General features: G+C 63.6%; 11 protein-coding genes. 5 read left to right on the top strand and 6 right to left on the bottom strand.

Translation table 11 applies throughout. From position 1 onward, the window contains the following. Together HMPREF3173_RS20030 and ttgA are read right to left on the bottom strand one after the other, a co-directional pair. On the bottom strand, positions 1 to 2,951 hold a 2,951-nt coding region (locus tag HMPREF3173_RS20030), incomplete at its 3' end, for an efflux RND transporter permease subunit (protein WP_256544539.1). 3 nt (positions 2,952 to 2,954) lie between these two features. Beyond that, a complete protein-coding gene (gene ttgA, locus HMPREF3173_RS20025; RefSeq protein WP_070576014.1) occupies positions 2,955 to 4,109 on the bottom strand; it encodes a toluene efflux RND transporter periplasmic adaptor subunit TtgA in 1,155 nt (384 codons plus the stop codon). A gap of 255 nt (positions 4,110 to 4,364) precedes the next feature. On the opposite strand from ttgA, the gene HMPREF3173_RS20020 reads away from it, so the two are divergent. Continuing rightward, on the top strand, positions 4,365 to 4,997 hold the full coding sequence (locus tag HMPREF3173_RS20020; RefSeq protein WP_043206425.1) for a TetR family transcriptional regulator: 633 nt from the start codon (positions 4,365 to 4,367) through the stop codon (positions 4,995 to 4,997). A 92-nt stretch (positions 4,998 to 5,089) separates the two neighbouring features. On the opposite strand, the gene HMPREF3173_RS20015 is transcribed toward HMPREF3173_RS20020, so the two are convergent. After that, positions 5,090 to 6,541, bottom strand: a complete 1,452-nt coding sequence (locus HMPREF3173_RS20015) for an MDR family MFS transporter (RefSeq protein ID WP_070576010.1) — start codon at positions 6,539 to 6,541, stop codon at positions 5,090 to 5,092. Positions 6,542 to 6,925: 384 nt separating this feature from the next. On the opposite strand from HMPREF3173_RS20015, the gene HMPREF3173_RS20010 reads away from it, so the two are divergent. Next, complete coding sequence (locus HMPREF3173_RS20010) at positions 6,926 to 7,795, top strand: isocitrate lyase/PEP mutase family protein (protein ID WP_043206426.1); 870 nt, start codon at positions 6,926 to 6,928, stop codon at positions 7,793 to 7,795. 32 nt (positions 7,796 to 7,827) lie between these two features. Here HMPREF3173_RS20010 and HMPREF3173_RS20005 read toward each other — a convergent pair whose 3' ends face one another. After that, positions 7,828 to 8,733: a LysR family transcriptional regulator gene (locus tag HMPREF3173_RS20005; RefSeq protein WP_070576007.1), complete on the bottom strand. Its 906-nt coding sequence runs from the start codon at positions 8,731 to 8,733 to the stop codon at positions 7,828 to 7,830. Positions 8,734 to 8,837: 104 nt separating this feature from the next. Between HMPREF3173_RS20005 and HMPREF3173_RS20000 the strand changes: the two genes are divergently transcribed. After that, positions 8,838 to 9,713, top strand: a complete 876-nt coding sequence (locus HMPREF3173_RS20000; protein ID WP_070576004.1) for an MBL fold metallo-hydrolase — start codon at positions 8,838 to 8,840, stop codon at positions 9,711 to 9,713. A gap of 27 nt (positions 9,714 to 9,740) precedes the next feature. Further along, the gene (locus HMPREF3173_RS19995) at positions 9,741 to 10,355 is read left to right on the top strand and encodes an NAD(P)-dependent oxidoreductase (protein WP_070576001.1); all 615 of its coding nucleotides are present in this window, start codon (positions 9,741 to 9,743) and stop codon (positions 10,353 to 10,355) included. Here HMPREF3173_RS19995 and HMPREF3173_RS19990 read toward each other — a convergent pair. After that, complete coding sequence (locus HMPREF3173_RS19990; RefSeq protein WP_070575998.1) at positions 10,326 to 11,234, bottom strand: LysR substrate-binding domain-containing protein; 909 nt, start codon at positions 11,232 to 11,234, stop codon at positions 10,326 to 10,328. The two genes, HMPREF3173_RS19995 and HMPREF3173_RS19990, sit on opposite strands and share 30 nt — an antisense overlap. Before the next feature lie 113 nt (positions 11,235 to 11,347). Between HMPREF3173_RS19990 and HMPREF3173_RS19985 the strand changes: the two genes are divergently transcribed. Beyond that, complete coding sequence (locus HMPREF3173_RS19985; protein WP_070575994.1) at positions 11,348 to 12,985, top strand: 5-guanidino-2-oxopentanoate decarboxylase; 1,638 nt, start codon at positions 11,348 to 11,350, stop codon at positions 12,983 to 12,985. Positions 12,986 to 13,074: 89 nt separating this feature from the next. Here HMPREF3173_RS19985 and HMPREF3173_RS19980 read toward each other — a convergent pair whose 3' ends face one another. Next, positions 13,075 to 13,992: an AraC family transcriptional regulator gene (locus HMPREF3173_RS19980; protein WP_070575991.1), complete on the bottom strand. Its 918-nt coding sequence runs from the start codon at positions 13,990 to 13,992 to the stop codon at positions 13,075 to 13,077. Between the last annotated feature and the right edge of the window lie 94 nt (positions 13,993 to 14,086).

Raw genomic sequence — 14,086 nt, 5'->3', positions numbered from 1 at the left:
ACCACGCCGAGGATGAACGCCAGCGAGGTCATGATGATTGGGCGCAGACGCATGCGGCAGGCCTCGATGGCCGCGTCATACAGGCTGCGGCCCTGCTCGTGCAGTTCCTTGGCGAATTCGACGATCAGGATCGCGTTCTTCGCCGCCAGGCCGATAGTGGTCAGCAGGCCGACCAGGAAGTACACGTCGTTGGACAACCCGCGCAGGCTGGCGGCGATCAGCGCACCGATGATACCCAGCGGTACGACCAGCACGACGGCGATCGGAATCGACCAGCTTTCGTACAGCGCTGCCAGGCACAGGAACACGAACAGGACCGAGAGGGCGAACAGCGCCGGCATCTGCGAGCCGGAGAGTTTCTCCTCGTAGGACATGCCGGTCCAGGAATAGCCGATGCCCGCTGGCAGTTCGCCCGCGATGCGCTCGACCTCGGCCATGGCTTCGCCGGTACTGTAGCCCGGTGCCGGGGCACCGAGGATTTCGACCGCTTCCACACCGTTGTAGCGCGATAGCTTCGGCGAGCCATAGCTCCATTCGCCTTTGGCGAAGGAGGAGAACGGCACCATCTCGCCCGCACCATTGCGCACGTACCACTTCTGCAGGTCTTCCGGGCTCATCCGGGCGCTTGGTTCGCCTTGGATGTACACCTTCTTGACCCGACCGCGGTCGATGAAGTCGTTGACGTAGTTGCCGCCCAGGGCAATCGACAGGGTGGCGTTGATGTCGGCGATGGTCACGCCCAAGGCGCTGGCACGTTCGTCATCGATGATCAGCTGGTACTGCGGCTCGTCGTTCAGGCCGTTCGGACGCACCGCGGTGAGCACCTTGCTCTGGGCGGCCTTGGCCAGGAACTGGTTGCGTGCTTCCATCAGTTTCGCGTGGCCGACACCGGCACGGTCCTGGAGGAATACGTCGAAGCCGGTGGCGTTACCCAGTTCGAGTACCGCAGGTGGCGCGAAGGCGAACACCATGGCGTCACGGAAGCTGAAGAAGTGCTGCTGGGCGCGGGCCGCGAGGTTGAACACGCTGTTTTCCGCCGAGCGTTCGTCCCATGGTTTGAGCATGATGAAGGCCATGCCCGAGCTCTGGCCGCGGCCAGCGAAGTTGAAGCCGTTCACGGTGAAGACCGAGGAGACGGTGTCAGCTTCGTCCTTGAGCAGGTACTCGCGCATCTGGTCGACGACCACCTGGGTACGTTGGGCACTGGAGCCGGCCGGGGTCTGGACCTGGGCGAACAGCACGCCTTGGTCTTCCTCGGGCAGGAACGCGGTGGGAATGCGCATGAACAGCCAGACCATGCCGACCACGATCAGGGCGTAGGCCAACAGGAACGGGAACTTGTTGCGCAGGATGCCGCCGACGCTGCGCTCATAGCCTTGCACGCTGCGGTCGAAGTTGCGGTTGAACCAGCCGAAGAAGCCGCGCTTGGCCACATGATGCTCGCCCTTTTTCAGGGGTTTGAGCATGGTGGCGCACAGTGCCGGGGTGAAGATCAGCGCCACCAGCACCGACAGGCCCATGGCCGAAACGATGGTGATGGAGAACTGACGGTAGATCACACCGGTGGAGCCGCCGAAGAAAGCCATCGGCAGCAGTACCGCCGACAGCACCAGGGCGATACCCACCAGGGCACCCTGGATCTGTTCCATGGAGCGCTTGGTGGCCTCCTTGGGCGGCAAGCCCTCTTCGGACATGACCCGCTCGACGTTCTCCACCACGACGATGGCATCGTCCACCAGCAAGCCGATGGCCAGGACCATGGCGAACATGGTCAGGGTGTTGATGCTAAAGCCCGCGGCGGCAAGGATGCCGAAGGTACCCAGCAACACCACCGGTACGGTCATGGTGGTGATGATGGTGGCGCGGAAGTTCTGCAGGAACAGGTACATCACCAGGAACACCAGGACCACCGCCTCGATCAGCGTGTGGATCACGCCGCTGATGGATTCAGTGACCACCGGAGTGGTGTCGTAAGGGAACACGGCCTTCACGCCCGGCGGGAAGAACGGCTCCAGGTCGCTGATGGTCTTGCGCAGCGCCTTGGCGGTATCCAGGGCGTTGGCGCCGGTGGCCAGCTTGATCGCCAGGCCCGAGGCCGGGAAACCGTTGTACTGGGCGCTGATGGCGTAGTTCTCACCGCCCAGGCCGACCTTGGCGACATCGCTCAGGCGCACCTGGGAGCCGTCGCTGTTGACCTTGAGCAGGATCTTTTCGAACTGCTCGGCGGTCTGCAGGCGGGTCTTGCCGATGATGGTGGCGTTGAGCTGGGTACCGGGCATGGCCGGCAGGCCGCCGAGCTGACCGGAGGATACCTGCACGTTCTGCGCGCTGACCGCGTTGCGCACGTCGACCGGGGTCAGCTGGAACTTGTTCAGCTTGGCCGGATCGAGCCAGATACGCATGGCGTACTGGGCACCGAACACCTGGAAGTCACCCACGCCGGCAGTCCGCGAGATCGGATCCTGCATGTTGGAGACGATGTAGTTGGACAGGTCGTCCTTGGTCATGCTGCCGTCTTCGGACACCAGGCCGATCACCAGCAGGAAGTTCTTCACTGCCTTGGTGACGCGGATACCTTGCTGCTGCACTTCCTGCGGCAGCAACGGGGTAGCCAGGTTCAGCTTGTTCTGCACCTGGACCTGCGCGGTATCAGGGTTGGTGCCCTGCTCGAAGGTGGCGGTGATGGTCATGCTGCCGTCGGAGTTGCTCTCCGAGGAGACATAACGCAGGTTGTCGATACCGTTGAGCTGCTGCTCGATGACCTGTACCACGGTGTCCTGCACCGTTTGCGCCGAGGCGCCCGGATAGGTCACGGCGATCGCGATGGCCGGCGGTGCGATGCTCGGATACTGGTTGATCGGCAGCTTCAGGATGGAGAGCGCGCCGACCAGCATGATGACCAAGGCGATCACCCAGGCGAAGATCGGGCGATCGATAAAGAACTTCGACATGGTTTACTCCGCTTTGGCGTCTACTTTCGCAGTGCTGGCCTGGTCTGGGCTGCCTGGCTTCTTGACGTTGGTGGCTTCGCTGACCTTGACCTCGACACCAGGGCGCACGAACTGCAGCCCTTCGGTGATGAGGCGGTCGCCTGGGTTCAGGCCTTCCTCGATCAGCCAGTCGCTGCCCAGGGTACGACTGGCCTTGAGCTGGCGCAGTTCGACCTTGTTTTCCTGGTTGACCACCAGCGCGGTGGGAGTGCCTTTCAGGTCACGGGTCACGCCTTGTTGCGGCGCCAGGATGGCGTTGGCGTTGACCCCGGCCTTCAGACGGGCGTGAACGAACATGCCCGGCAGCAGGGTGTGGTCAGGGTTGGGGAAGATGGCGCGCAAGGTCACGGAACCGGTGGTTTCGTCGACCGCGACTTCGGAGAACTCCAGGCGACCTTGCTGTTTGAACAGGCTGCCGTCCTCGAGCACCAGCTGGACGGAGGCGGCGTTCTCGCCGGCCTTCTGCAATTGGCCGCTTTCCAGGTCGCGTCGCAGCTTGAGCAGCTCGGCGGTGGACTGGGTGACATCGACGTAGATCGGGTCGAGCTGCTGGATGGTGGCCAACGCGTTGGCTTGGCCATTGCTCACCAGGGCACCTTCGGTGACGGACGAGCGCCCGACACGACCGCTGATCGGCGCCAGAACCTTGGTGTAGCGCAGGTCGATCTGGGCGCTTTTGAGCGAAGCCTCGGCCTGCAATCGTTTGGCATTGGCGTCGTCGTATTCCTGCTTGGAGACAGCCTGCTCGTCGATCAGTTGCTTGTAGCGCTCGGCCAGCGAGCGGGTAGCTTGCAGGTTGGCCTGGGCATTGGCCAGGTTGGCTTCGTAGACGGCCGGGTCGATCTGATACAGCTGCTGACCTTCCTTGACGTCACTGCCTTCCTTGAACAGGCGCTTGAGAATGATGCCATTGACCTGTGGGCGGACCTCGGCGACGCGGAAGGCGGTGGTACGCCCCGGTAGCTCGGACGTCAGGGTATAGGCCTGAGGCTGGAGAGTGACAACGCCGACCAGAGGAGCCTGCGCCGCAGGCGCTGCTTCTTCTTTCTTACAGCCACTTAGCAGGGTTGCCAGGGCGACGGCGGAAACCAGGGCGGTGACGGCTGGCTTGAATTGCATAGGATCCTCGGGTCGCTAGAGCAGGGAGACGCTCAAGAATAATTGAAGTGTTTTCAGAAAAGGTGCTATCCGGTGGATAAATAGCTTACTAACGAATATACTTACATTCATGCTTGTTTGTAAATACCGCAGTCAGCCTCGAACGGGCGCTGCGGATCCGTCGAATACTCCCCGGGAGACGCCCTTAAAGAGGCGACCCCGGCCTGAACCCCGCGCGCCGGTCGAGCCTGCGGGTCGTGATGAGGTTGAGCTGCCATGGTCCGTCGAACCAAAGAGGAAGCCCAGGAAACCCGTGCCCAGATCATCGAGGCAGCGGAAAAGGCCTTCTACAAGCGCGGGGTTGCGCGAACCACCCTGGCCGACATCGCTGAACTGGCGGGTGTGACCCGTGGGGCGATCTATTGGCATTTCAACAACAAGGCCGAGCTGGTGCAGGCGCTGCTGGACAGCCTGCATGAAACCCATGACCACCTGGCTCGTGCCAGCGAGAGCGAGGACGAACTCGACCCGCTTGGCTGCATTCGCACCCTGTTGCTGCAGGTGCTCAATGACCTGGTGCTCGATGCCAGGACCCGACGCATCAATGAAATCCTGCACCACAAATGTGAATTCACCGACGACATGTGCGAGATCCGCCAGCAGCGCCAAGGCGCTGTGCTGGACTGCCACGAAGGCATCGCCTTGGCCATGGCCAATGCGGTGCGCCGTGGGCAGTTGCCCGAGGATCTGGATGTGCAACGTGCCGCTGTTGCGTTGTTCGCCTATGTCGATGGCCTGATCGGGCGCTGGCTGTTGCTGCCGGACAGCTTCGACCTGCTGCGCGATGTGGAGCGTTGGGTCGACACAGGGTTGGATATGCTGCGCTTGAGCCCTTCCTTGCGCAAATGACACTTTGTGAATGATTGTGATGAAGTGTTTCCCCCTTTCATTAAGGGGGAGTTAATGGTTATGCGCAGCCCAATGCAGTGTGGCAGATGACATCAACGTCCTCTTAGTTGCCGGTCGGGCATGACCAGCGCGGCGGCCAGGCCCAGAAGCGACAGGGCGGCACTGGTCATCAGCAAGTGACGGAAGGTTTGCAACAAGCGCGCTTGGGTCAATGGGTCCGGTTCGCCTGCCTGCAGGCTACCCAGCAGCGGATTGCCCAACGCCTCGAAACCGTCCTGATGCAGCAGCGCCAACAGCAAACTGGACATGCAGGCCACCCCCATGGCGCCGCCCAGGGCGCGGAACAGGTTGGTGGTACTGGTGGCAACGCCGATGTCCTCGTGCTCCACCGCACTCTGGGTCCCCACCAAGGAGGTCGGGAACTGCAAGCCGCAGGCAATCCCGGTCAACAGCATGAACACCGCGCCGAGCAGCGCCGATTGTGGTGGCGTGAGGGCCATGCCGAGGATGGCCAGCGGCATCAGTAAGAAACCGATAAGGATTTGCGGGCGATAACGACCTGTGCGGCTGGTCAGGCGCCCACCCGTGAAGGCGCCCAGGGGCAGGCCCATCGCCAGCGGCAACAGGTACAGCGCGGCGCTGTCGGCGCCTGCGCCGGTGATGCTCTGGTAGCGCAGAGGCATCAGCATGGTCAGCGAGATCGATTGGAAGCTGGCAAAGAAGATCGCGCACCAGCACAGCACTGCAGTGCGGTTGCCGAACAACTTGAGCGGCAACAGCGGCTCTGGGCAGCGCCGTTCATGGCCGATGAACACCACAAGGCCCAGCAGGGCACCGCCCAGCAGTGCCAGGACCGGCGGCGATAGCCAGGCGTGGCCCTGACCGACCAAGGTGATACCCAGCAGCAGGCTGCCCAGGCCCAGGATCAGCAGCAGCGCACCGAGGTAATCCACCTGGGCCTCTCGGCGCTGTACCGGCATGCCGGCCAGGGCGCGGCGGATCGCCCACAGGGCGAACAGGCCCAGGGGCAGGTTGATCCAGAACACCCAGCGCCAGGACAGGTACTCGGTCAGCCAGCCGCCGAGCACCGGTCCGGCGACGCTGGCCAGGGCGTACATGCTGCTGAAATAGCCCTGGTAGCGGCCGCGCTCGCGAGGCGGCACGAAATCGCCAATGATCGCCTGGCTCACCGAAACCATCCCCCCTGCGCCAATCCCCTGGACCACCCGCGCCAGTACCAACTGCTGCATGTCCTGCGCCAGGGCGCAGGCCACCGAAGCCAGGGTGAACAAGGCCGTGCCCGTGAGGATCATGCGCCGCCGGCCATACAGGTCGCCGAGCTTGCCGTAGATCGGCACGGCGATGGTCATGGCTACCATGTAACCGGAGATGACCCAGGCCAGCAGACCGACATCGTTGAACTGTGCGGAAATCGCTGGCATGGACACGGCGATGATGGTCTGGTCCAGCGCACCGAGAAAAATCGCCAGCATCAGGGCGGTGAGGACTGTGCGCAGGACAGTAGGGGGCAGGGCGGCAGTCACGGAAATTACCTTGTCGTGGTCGCTGTCTGAGGATGTTGGCCGCGCCTCAGCCAAGCGCGGAGCAAGGCCGCATTGTAGCTGAGTTACGTAGCTTCCTATGTACTATGCGCATCCCCTATGCAAGATCGGCATTGGCGCCTCCATCCAGTAGCGCATGGCTGCGTGATATCGTGATCCGACCGCAACGGCTGAAATTCGGGCTTTGCACCAGCATGGTGCAGCCATTTACGTGCGGATTTCATGCTGTTGTACCCCACACCTTCTATTCCTCTGCCTGCATGTCGAGCATGACCGCCCTGATGGCGACGGTTGGAACAGGTCAGGTAGACCCGATTAAGGGTCGGTAGTCAGCCCGTTCAAATTTCCTGTTATTGCGGAGTGATCATGCCCAAGGCTTCCCACCACGATCTGCGTTTTGCCTTCCGTGAACTGCTTGCGTCCGGTTCGTGCTATCACACCGCATCGGTGTTCGACCCCATGTCGGCCCGCATCGCCGCTGACCTGGGTTTCGAGGTCGGTATCCTCGGTGGTTCGGTGGCCTCGCTGCAGGTGCTGGCCGCGCCGGACTTTGCCTTGATCACCCTGAGCGAGTTCGTCGAGCAGGCCACCCGCATTGGCCGTGTCGCACAGTTGCCGGTGATCGCCGACGCCGACCATGGCTATGGCAATGCGCTCAACGTCATGCGCACGGTGATCGAGCTGGAGCGCGCCGGTGTCGCCGCGCTGACCATTGAGGACACCCTGCTGCCGGCCCAGTTCGGTCGCAAATCCACGGACCTGATCTCAGTGGAGGAGGGCGTCGGCAAGATCCGTGCGGCCATCGAGGCGCGGGTCGACTCGGCGCTGTCGATCATCGCCCGGACCAACGCCGGTGTGCTGTCGACCGAGCAAATCATCCATCGTACCCAGAGCTACCAGAAGGCCGGTGCCGACGGTATCTGCATGGTAGGCGTCAAGGATTTCGATCAACTGGAGCAGATCGCCGAGCACCTGACGGTGCCCCTGATGCTGGTGAGCTACGGCAACCCCAACCTGCGTGACGATGCGCGGCTGGCGAGCCTGGGGGTGCGGATCGTGGTCGATGGCCATGCTGCCTACTTCGCCGCCATCAAAGCCACCTATGACTGTCTGCGCCTTCAGCGCGGGCAGCAGAACAAATCCGACAACCTCAACGCGACCGAGCTTTCCCACACCTATACCCAACCTGAGGATTACATCCGTTGGGCGAAGGAGTACATGAGCGTCGAGGAGTGACCGGCGACTGACTCGGCGCAGCCGCCTGCAGGTCAGAGGTCTTCATCCCACTGCGGCTCATCGGTGAACCGCTGCGCGAGAAAATCCAGCATGCTGCGCAGGGTTGCCGGCATGTGCTTGCGCGAGGTGTACACCGCATTCAGGTTCAGCTCGCGTGGGCGCGCCTCGGGCAGCAGACGGACCAGTTCTCCACTGCGTAGCGCTCCCGCCGCCTGGTAGGTCGGCAGCATGGCGATGCCGGCACCGGCCAGCGCGGCCTTCTGCAAGGTCATGGCCTCGTTGGCGCTGATGTTGCCTTGCACCGGCACGGCCACGTGTCGGCCCCCGACCTCGAACTGCCACAGGCTATGCCCGAAGTAGGCGTGGGTCAGGCAATTGTGCTGGCTCAGTTCCTCGACCTGCTGCGGCATGCCATGTTCGGCCAGGTACTCCGGCGCGGCGCATACCACTGAGCGACACACTGTCAGGCGCCGGGCGATCAGGTTCGGGTCCAGGTCGTTGCTGGTGCGGATCGCCAGGTCGATGCGTTCGTCCACCAGGTTGACCGTGCGATCGAGCATCTGCAGTTCGACCTTCACTCCCGGGTAAAGCCGCACATAGTCGGCCACCGCATCCACCAACTGGGCCTGGCCAAACGAGGTGCTGACGCTGATGCGCAGCTCGCCGCGTGGCGCGTCGTCCGGCTGGCGTACAGCGGCCTGCAGATCACCGGCCAGCTCCAGCAACTGGCGACAGCGCGGCAGGGTTTCCTGGCCAGCGGCGGTGAGGCTGAGCTTGCGTGTGGTGCGCTGCATCAGACGCGCGCCGACCCAGTCCTCCAGTTCCGCCAGATAGCGCGACACCACAGGCCGAGAGAGTTGCAGATGGTCTGCCGCGGCTGACTGGCTGCCCAGGTCGACCACGGTGACGAAGACGCGCATGGCGTTTAGACGGTCCATTGATTTGTCCGATTTTAGAAACAAACTATGTCTGAGCATCGCATTTTTTGTGATGGATCGAGCAACTATGCTGTTGCTCACTCTCCCGTTCACAGGAATGTCCGATGTCGCTCATCTCCACCCTGCGCAGTCTGGTACTGGCCAGCCTCGCCCTGGCCGGCCAGGCTTTGGCCGCCGAACCCCTTCAGCTCGAGGTGTACAACCCAGGCCATGATGCGATCTTCCCGGTCAGCTCGGTGATCGTCAGTGGCAAGCATGATGCCATCCTGGTTGACGCCCAGTTCGGCAAGGCCCAGGCCGAGCAACTGGTCCAGCGCCTCAAGGCTGGTGGCAAGCGATTGACCACCATTTATGTCAGCCATGGCGATCCGGACTATTACTTTGGGCTGGACACCCTGACGCGTGCGTTTCCCCAGGCTCGAGTGGTCGCCTCGGCCGCCACCGTGGAGCATATCCGCAAGACCATGGACGCCAAGCTGGACTACTGGGGCCCGCAAATGGGCAGCGACAGGCCCGCGAAACTGGTCGTGCCGCAGGTGCTGGTGGGGGATCGCCTGGCGCTGGAAGGGCAGACGCTGGAAGTCGTCGGTCTCGATGGGCCACAGCCAGACCGTAGTTTCGTGTGGATTCCCTCGATCAAGGCTGTGGTCGGTGGCGTGGTCGTGGCCGAGCACATTCATGTCTGGATGGCCGACACCCAGACCGCCCAGTCCCATGCCGATTGGCTCGCCACCCTCGAGCGCATCGAGCGGCTCGCTCCGCGCACGGTGATCCCTGGCCACTACCTCGGGCAGAGCAGCCGCTCGCTGGACGCAGTACGTTTCACCGCCGGTTACATCCGCGCCTTCGACGCCGAAGCCGCCAAGGCCGCCAATGCCGATGCGCTGATCAAGGCGATGGGACAGCGGTATCCAAAGCTGGGCGACACCAGTTCGCTGGAGCTCAGCGCCAAGGTCGCCAAGGGCGAAATGCAGTGGTAATTCTTTTCAACTGATGGAGTGTTTCCCATGAGCAAGATCGCAATCATCGGTGCCACCGGTCGTGCCGGCAGCCAGTTGCTGGAAGAGGCCCTGCGCCGCGGCCATCAGGTCGTGGCCATCGCCCGTGACCCGTCGAAGCTGGACGGGCGTGAAGGCGTTACCACCAAGTCGCTGGACGCTAAGGACAGTGCAGCCCTGCAGGCCGCCGTTACCGGGACGGACGCCGTGCTGAGCGCGGCGCATTTCGCGACGATCGAGCCCCAGGCGATCATCGAACCGGTCAAACGTGCAGGCGTGGCCCGCTTGCTGGTGGTGGGCGGTGCCGGCAGCCTGCTGCTACCCTCCGGGCAACGGGTCATCGACAGCCCGGACTTCCCCGAGGCCTACAAAGCCGAAGCCAGCGCCGGCGTACGTTTTCTCGACGCATTGCGTCAGACGTCGGGCTTGGATTGGACCTTCCTCTCGCCCTCGGCGGAATTCGTCGAAGGTGCGCGCAGCGGGCACTACCGTCTGGGCCAGGATCAGTTGCTGATCGGTGCCGATGGCCGGAGCTGGATCACCTTCGCCGACTACGCTATCGCAATGATCGACGAACTGGAGACACCGGCCCATTCACGAGCGCGTTTCACGGTGGGGTACTGAGTCGTCTGGTCTGGCCTGTGCCTGGAGCCAGTCCAGCAATTCGACCAACCCCGGCGGCAGGCTCCGGGCAGGGCTGACCAGGTAATAGCCTTTGCCCGTGAGCACCTTCAGCCCGAACGGCATGCACAGCCTGCCACTGCGCAGGTCATCGCCGACCAATGCCCAATCGCCGATCGCGACTCCCGTACCCTGGGACGCCATGGCCATCGCCATGTCCAGCGTCTCGAAATGCTGGCGCGGCCCATTGAGCTCGATACTGGCGCCTGCAGCCTGCAGCCATAGGCGCCAGTCGTGCTCGTCCCGTGACGGATGCAGCAGCATGTGACGGGACAGGTCTTCGAGCCGCGCTAGCGGCAACTGTCCTTCGAGCAGCGAGGGCGCGCACATCGGCGTCAGTTGCTCATCGAACAGCTTGCGTACTTGCAGTCCCCCGTTGGGCAGTTCGCCATACACCACGGCGGCGTCGAAGCCCTCGCGACGGAAATCCACGCCATGCTGCACCGTGGTGGTCAGCTCCACCGGCACGTCCGGACGCAGAGCCTGCCATTCCATCAGCCGCGGCAGCAACCAGCGCATGACGCAGGTGGGCGCCTTGAGCTGCAGCGTGGCACTGTGGCGACCGACCTCGCGCACACCCTGTTCGATCAGGGCGAAAATCTGCTGTACCCGCGGCAGCCAGTCCTGGCCCTCCCGGGTCAGGCTCAGGCCACGCGCCTGACGCTGGAACAGCGCATAGCCCAGGTGCTCTTCCAGCCCGGCGATCTGCCGGCTGACTGCACCTTGAGTGATGTGCAACTGCTGGGCTGCCCGGGTGAAGTTGCAGTGCTGGGCGGTGATCAGGAAGGTGTGCAGGGCGGGGAGGGGCGGGAGGCGTTTCATCGACGTGAGCCATGATCCTGAGACATGGCTAGTATGTGTTTTTTTGCATTGTGGCGATAGCTGCGCCTTGGTTCCATAAACACAGATTTTCAACAAGAACCAGGGTGAATCCGATGGCAACCTGCGGCGAAGTATTGGTCAATCTCCTCGAAGGCTATGGCGTGGACCATGTCTTCGGGATTCCAGGCGTGCATACCGTGGAGCTCTACCGGGGCCTCGCGGGTTCCTCCATCCGCCACATCACCCCTCGTCATGAACAGGGCGCTGGGTTCATGGCCGACGGCTATGCCCGTACCCGCGGCAAGCCCGGGGTCTGCTTCATCATCACCGGCCCGGGCATGACCAACATCACCACCGCCATGGGCCAGGCCTACGCCGACTCGATTCCGATGCTGGTGATTTCCAGCGTGCAGTCCCGGGACCAGCTTGGCGGTGGTCGCGGCAAGCTGCATGAACTGCCCAACCAAGGTGCGTTGGTTGCCGGCGTGGCGGCGTTTTCCCACACCCTGATGAGCGCTGACGACCTGCCGCAAGTGCTGGCGCGCGCCTTCGCGGTGTTCGAGGGCGCACGTCCTCGGCCTGTGCATATCGAGATCCCCCTGGATGTGCTGGTCGAGCCCGCCGACCACCTGTTGCCGGCGCGGCCTGTACGCACCGCTCGTGCGGGGGCAGCGCCCCGGACTGTGGCGCTGATGGCCGAGCGCCTGGCCAAGGCCCAGCGTCCGCTGATCCTCGCCGGTGGCGGTGCGCTGGCGACAGGTCCTGCACTGGCGGCGCTTGCCGAGCACCTGCAGGCACCGGTGGCCCTGACCATCAACGCCAAGGGCCTGTTGCCGGCCAGCCATCCATTGCAGATCGGCTCGACCCAATCGCTGGTCGCGACGCGCGCGTTGGTGGCGGAGGCTGATGTGGTGCTGGCGATCGGCACCGAGCTGGCCGAAACCGACTATGACGTTACCTTCAAGGGCGGTTTCGAAATCCCGGGCAGCTTGCTGCGCATCGACATCGATCCTGACCAGACCGTGCGTAACTACCTGCCGGAGCTGGCACTCGTCGCTGACGCCGAACAAGCCGCCGAGGCGCTGCTGGCTGCCTTGCAAGCGCTGCCTCGACCGGCGCTGGACGCAACCTGGGGCAGTGCCCGTGCCGCGCGCCTGCGCAAGGACCTGGCCAGCACCTGGGACCAGCCGACCCTGAGCCAGACCCGTCTACTCACCGGCATCCTCGAGGCCCTGCCTACGGCAATCCTGGTGGGCGACTCGACCCAACCGGTGTACACCGGCAACCTCACGCTGGACATGTCCCAACCACGGCGCTGGTTCAACGCCTCGACCGGCTACGGCACCCTGGGCTACGCCTTGCCGGCCGCCATGGGCGCCTGGCTCGGCAGCGCCGAAGACGCAGCGGACCGTTCGCCCGCGGTTTGCCTGATCGGCGATGGTGGCCTGCAGTTCACCCTGCCGGAGCTCGCCAGCGCGGTGGAGGCCCAGGTGCCGTTGATCGTACTGCTCTGGAACAACCAGGGGTACGAGGAAATCAAGAAGTACATGGTCAACCGAGCCATTGAGCCGGTGGGTGTGGACATCCATACCCCGGACTTCATCGGCGTGGCCCAGGCGCTGGGCGCGGCGGCATGCAATGTGGGCGATGTCGCGCAGTTGCAGGCGGCGCTGCACAAAGCGGTCGAGCGCAAGGGACCGACCTTGATCCAGGTCGACCAGACGCAGTGGCAAGCTGCGGTGGCAGGCTGAGGGCGAACACCTGCCCTGAGGTCATGTTCGCGGGTAAAGCCGCTTCCACTGGGTCTCCTTAGGCAGGCCTTGCTGGAAGCGGCCTTGCCTCAACTGGCGTTGGCCCGCAGCCGCGCCACGTCCCGAATCGGCGGCGCCCCATACAATCGGCTGTATTCACGGCTGAACTGCGAGGGGCTTTCATACCCTACCCGATAGCCCGCCACGGCGGCTTCCAGCCCATCATTGAGCATCAGACGACGGGCTTCCTGCAGGCGCAGCTGCTTCTGATACTGCAAGGGACTCATTGAAGTCACCGCCTTGAACCTGTGGTGCAAGGTCGAGGTGCTGAGGTTCACTTCCCGCGCCAGGTCTTCGATGCGCAGCGGCTGCTGGTAGTGGCGGTTGAGCCAGGTGATGGCTTGGCAGACGCGGTGGGTCTGGCTGTTGGCCAGGGCGATTTCATACAGGCGATGGCCCTGCGGGCCGCGCAGCAACCGGTAGAGAATTTCGCGGCGAATCAGCGGCGCCAGCACCGGGATGTCCCGTGGAGAATCGAGCAATCGGAGCAGGCGCAGCAAGGCGTCAAGCAGCTGCGGATCGGTCCTTTCCACATACAGGCCCCGCCCGGACGGCAGGTTGGGTACCATCATCGGGCTGCTTTCGGCGATCAACTGGCTGATCTGCGCCGGATCGATGTCCATGCGAAAGCCCAGGCTCGGGTTCTCGGGGCTGGCTTCGAGCAGCGCGCCGCTGATCGGCAAGGTCACCGACACCACCATGTAATGCAGCGGATCATAGGCGTAGCGCTCATCGCCCAGGAACAAGGTCTTGCTGCCCTGGGCCAGGACGCACAAGGCCGGCTGCGCCAGGGCCGGCATCGAGCGCACGCTTTCGCGGTAGCGGACCAGGTACAGGTCATCGATAGCCGATGCCGGACCATAAGGCTCGCCGGCATGGCGGCTAATCAGGTCGGCCAGCTCTTGGCGCTGAGCCTCGAGGGTGGGTTCCAAGGGAGTTGCGGGCATGGCGGTTTCCTCTGCTGACCGACGCAGCATAGGTTTGGGCAATGACAGGCGCTAGTCGAAAGCTGCCGGTCGATTGCCTGATCCTGCCGCGCGG

This window comes from Pseudomonas sp. HMSC08G10 (assembly GCF_001808425.1).
Lineage (GTDB): Bacteria > Pseudomonadota > Gammaproteobacteria > Pseudomonadales > Pseudomonadaceae > Aquipseudomonas > Aquipseudomonas guariconensis.
Note: the sequence above shows the minus strand (reverse complement) of the source record. Positions and strands in the feature narration are given on the sequence as shown.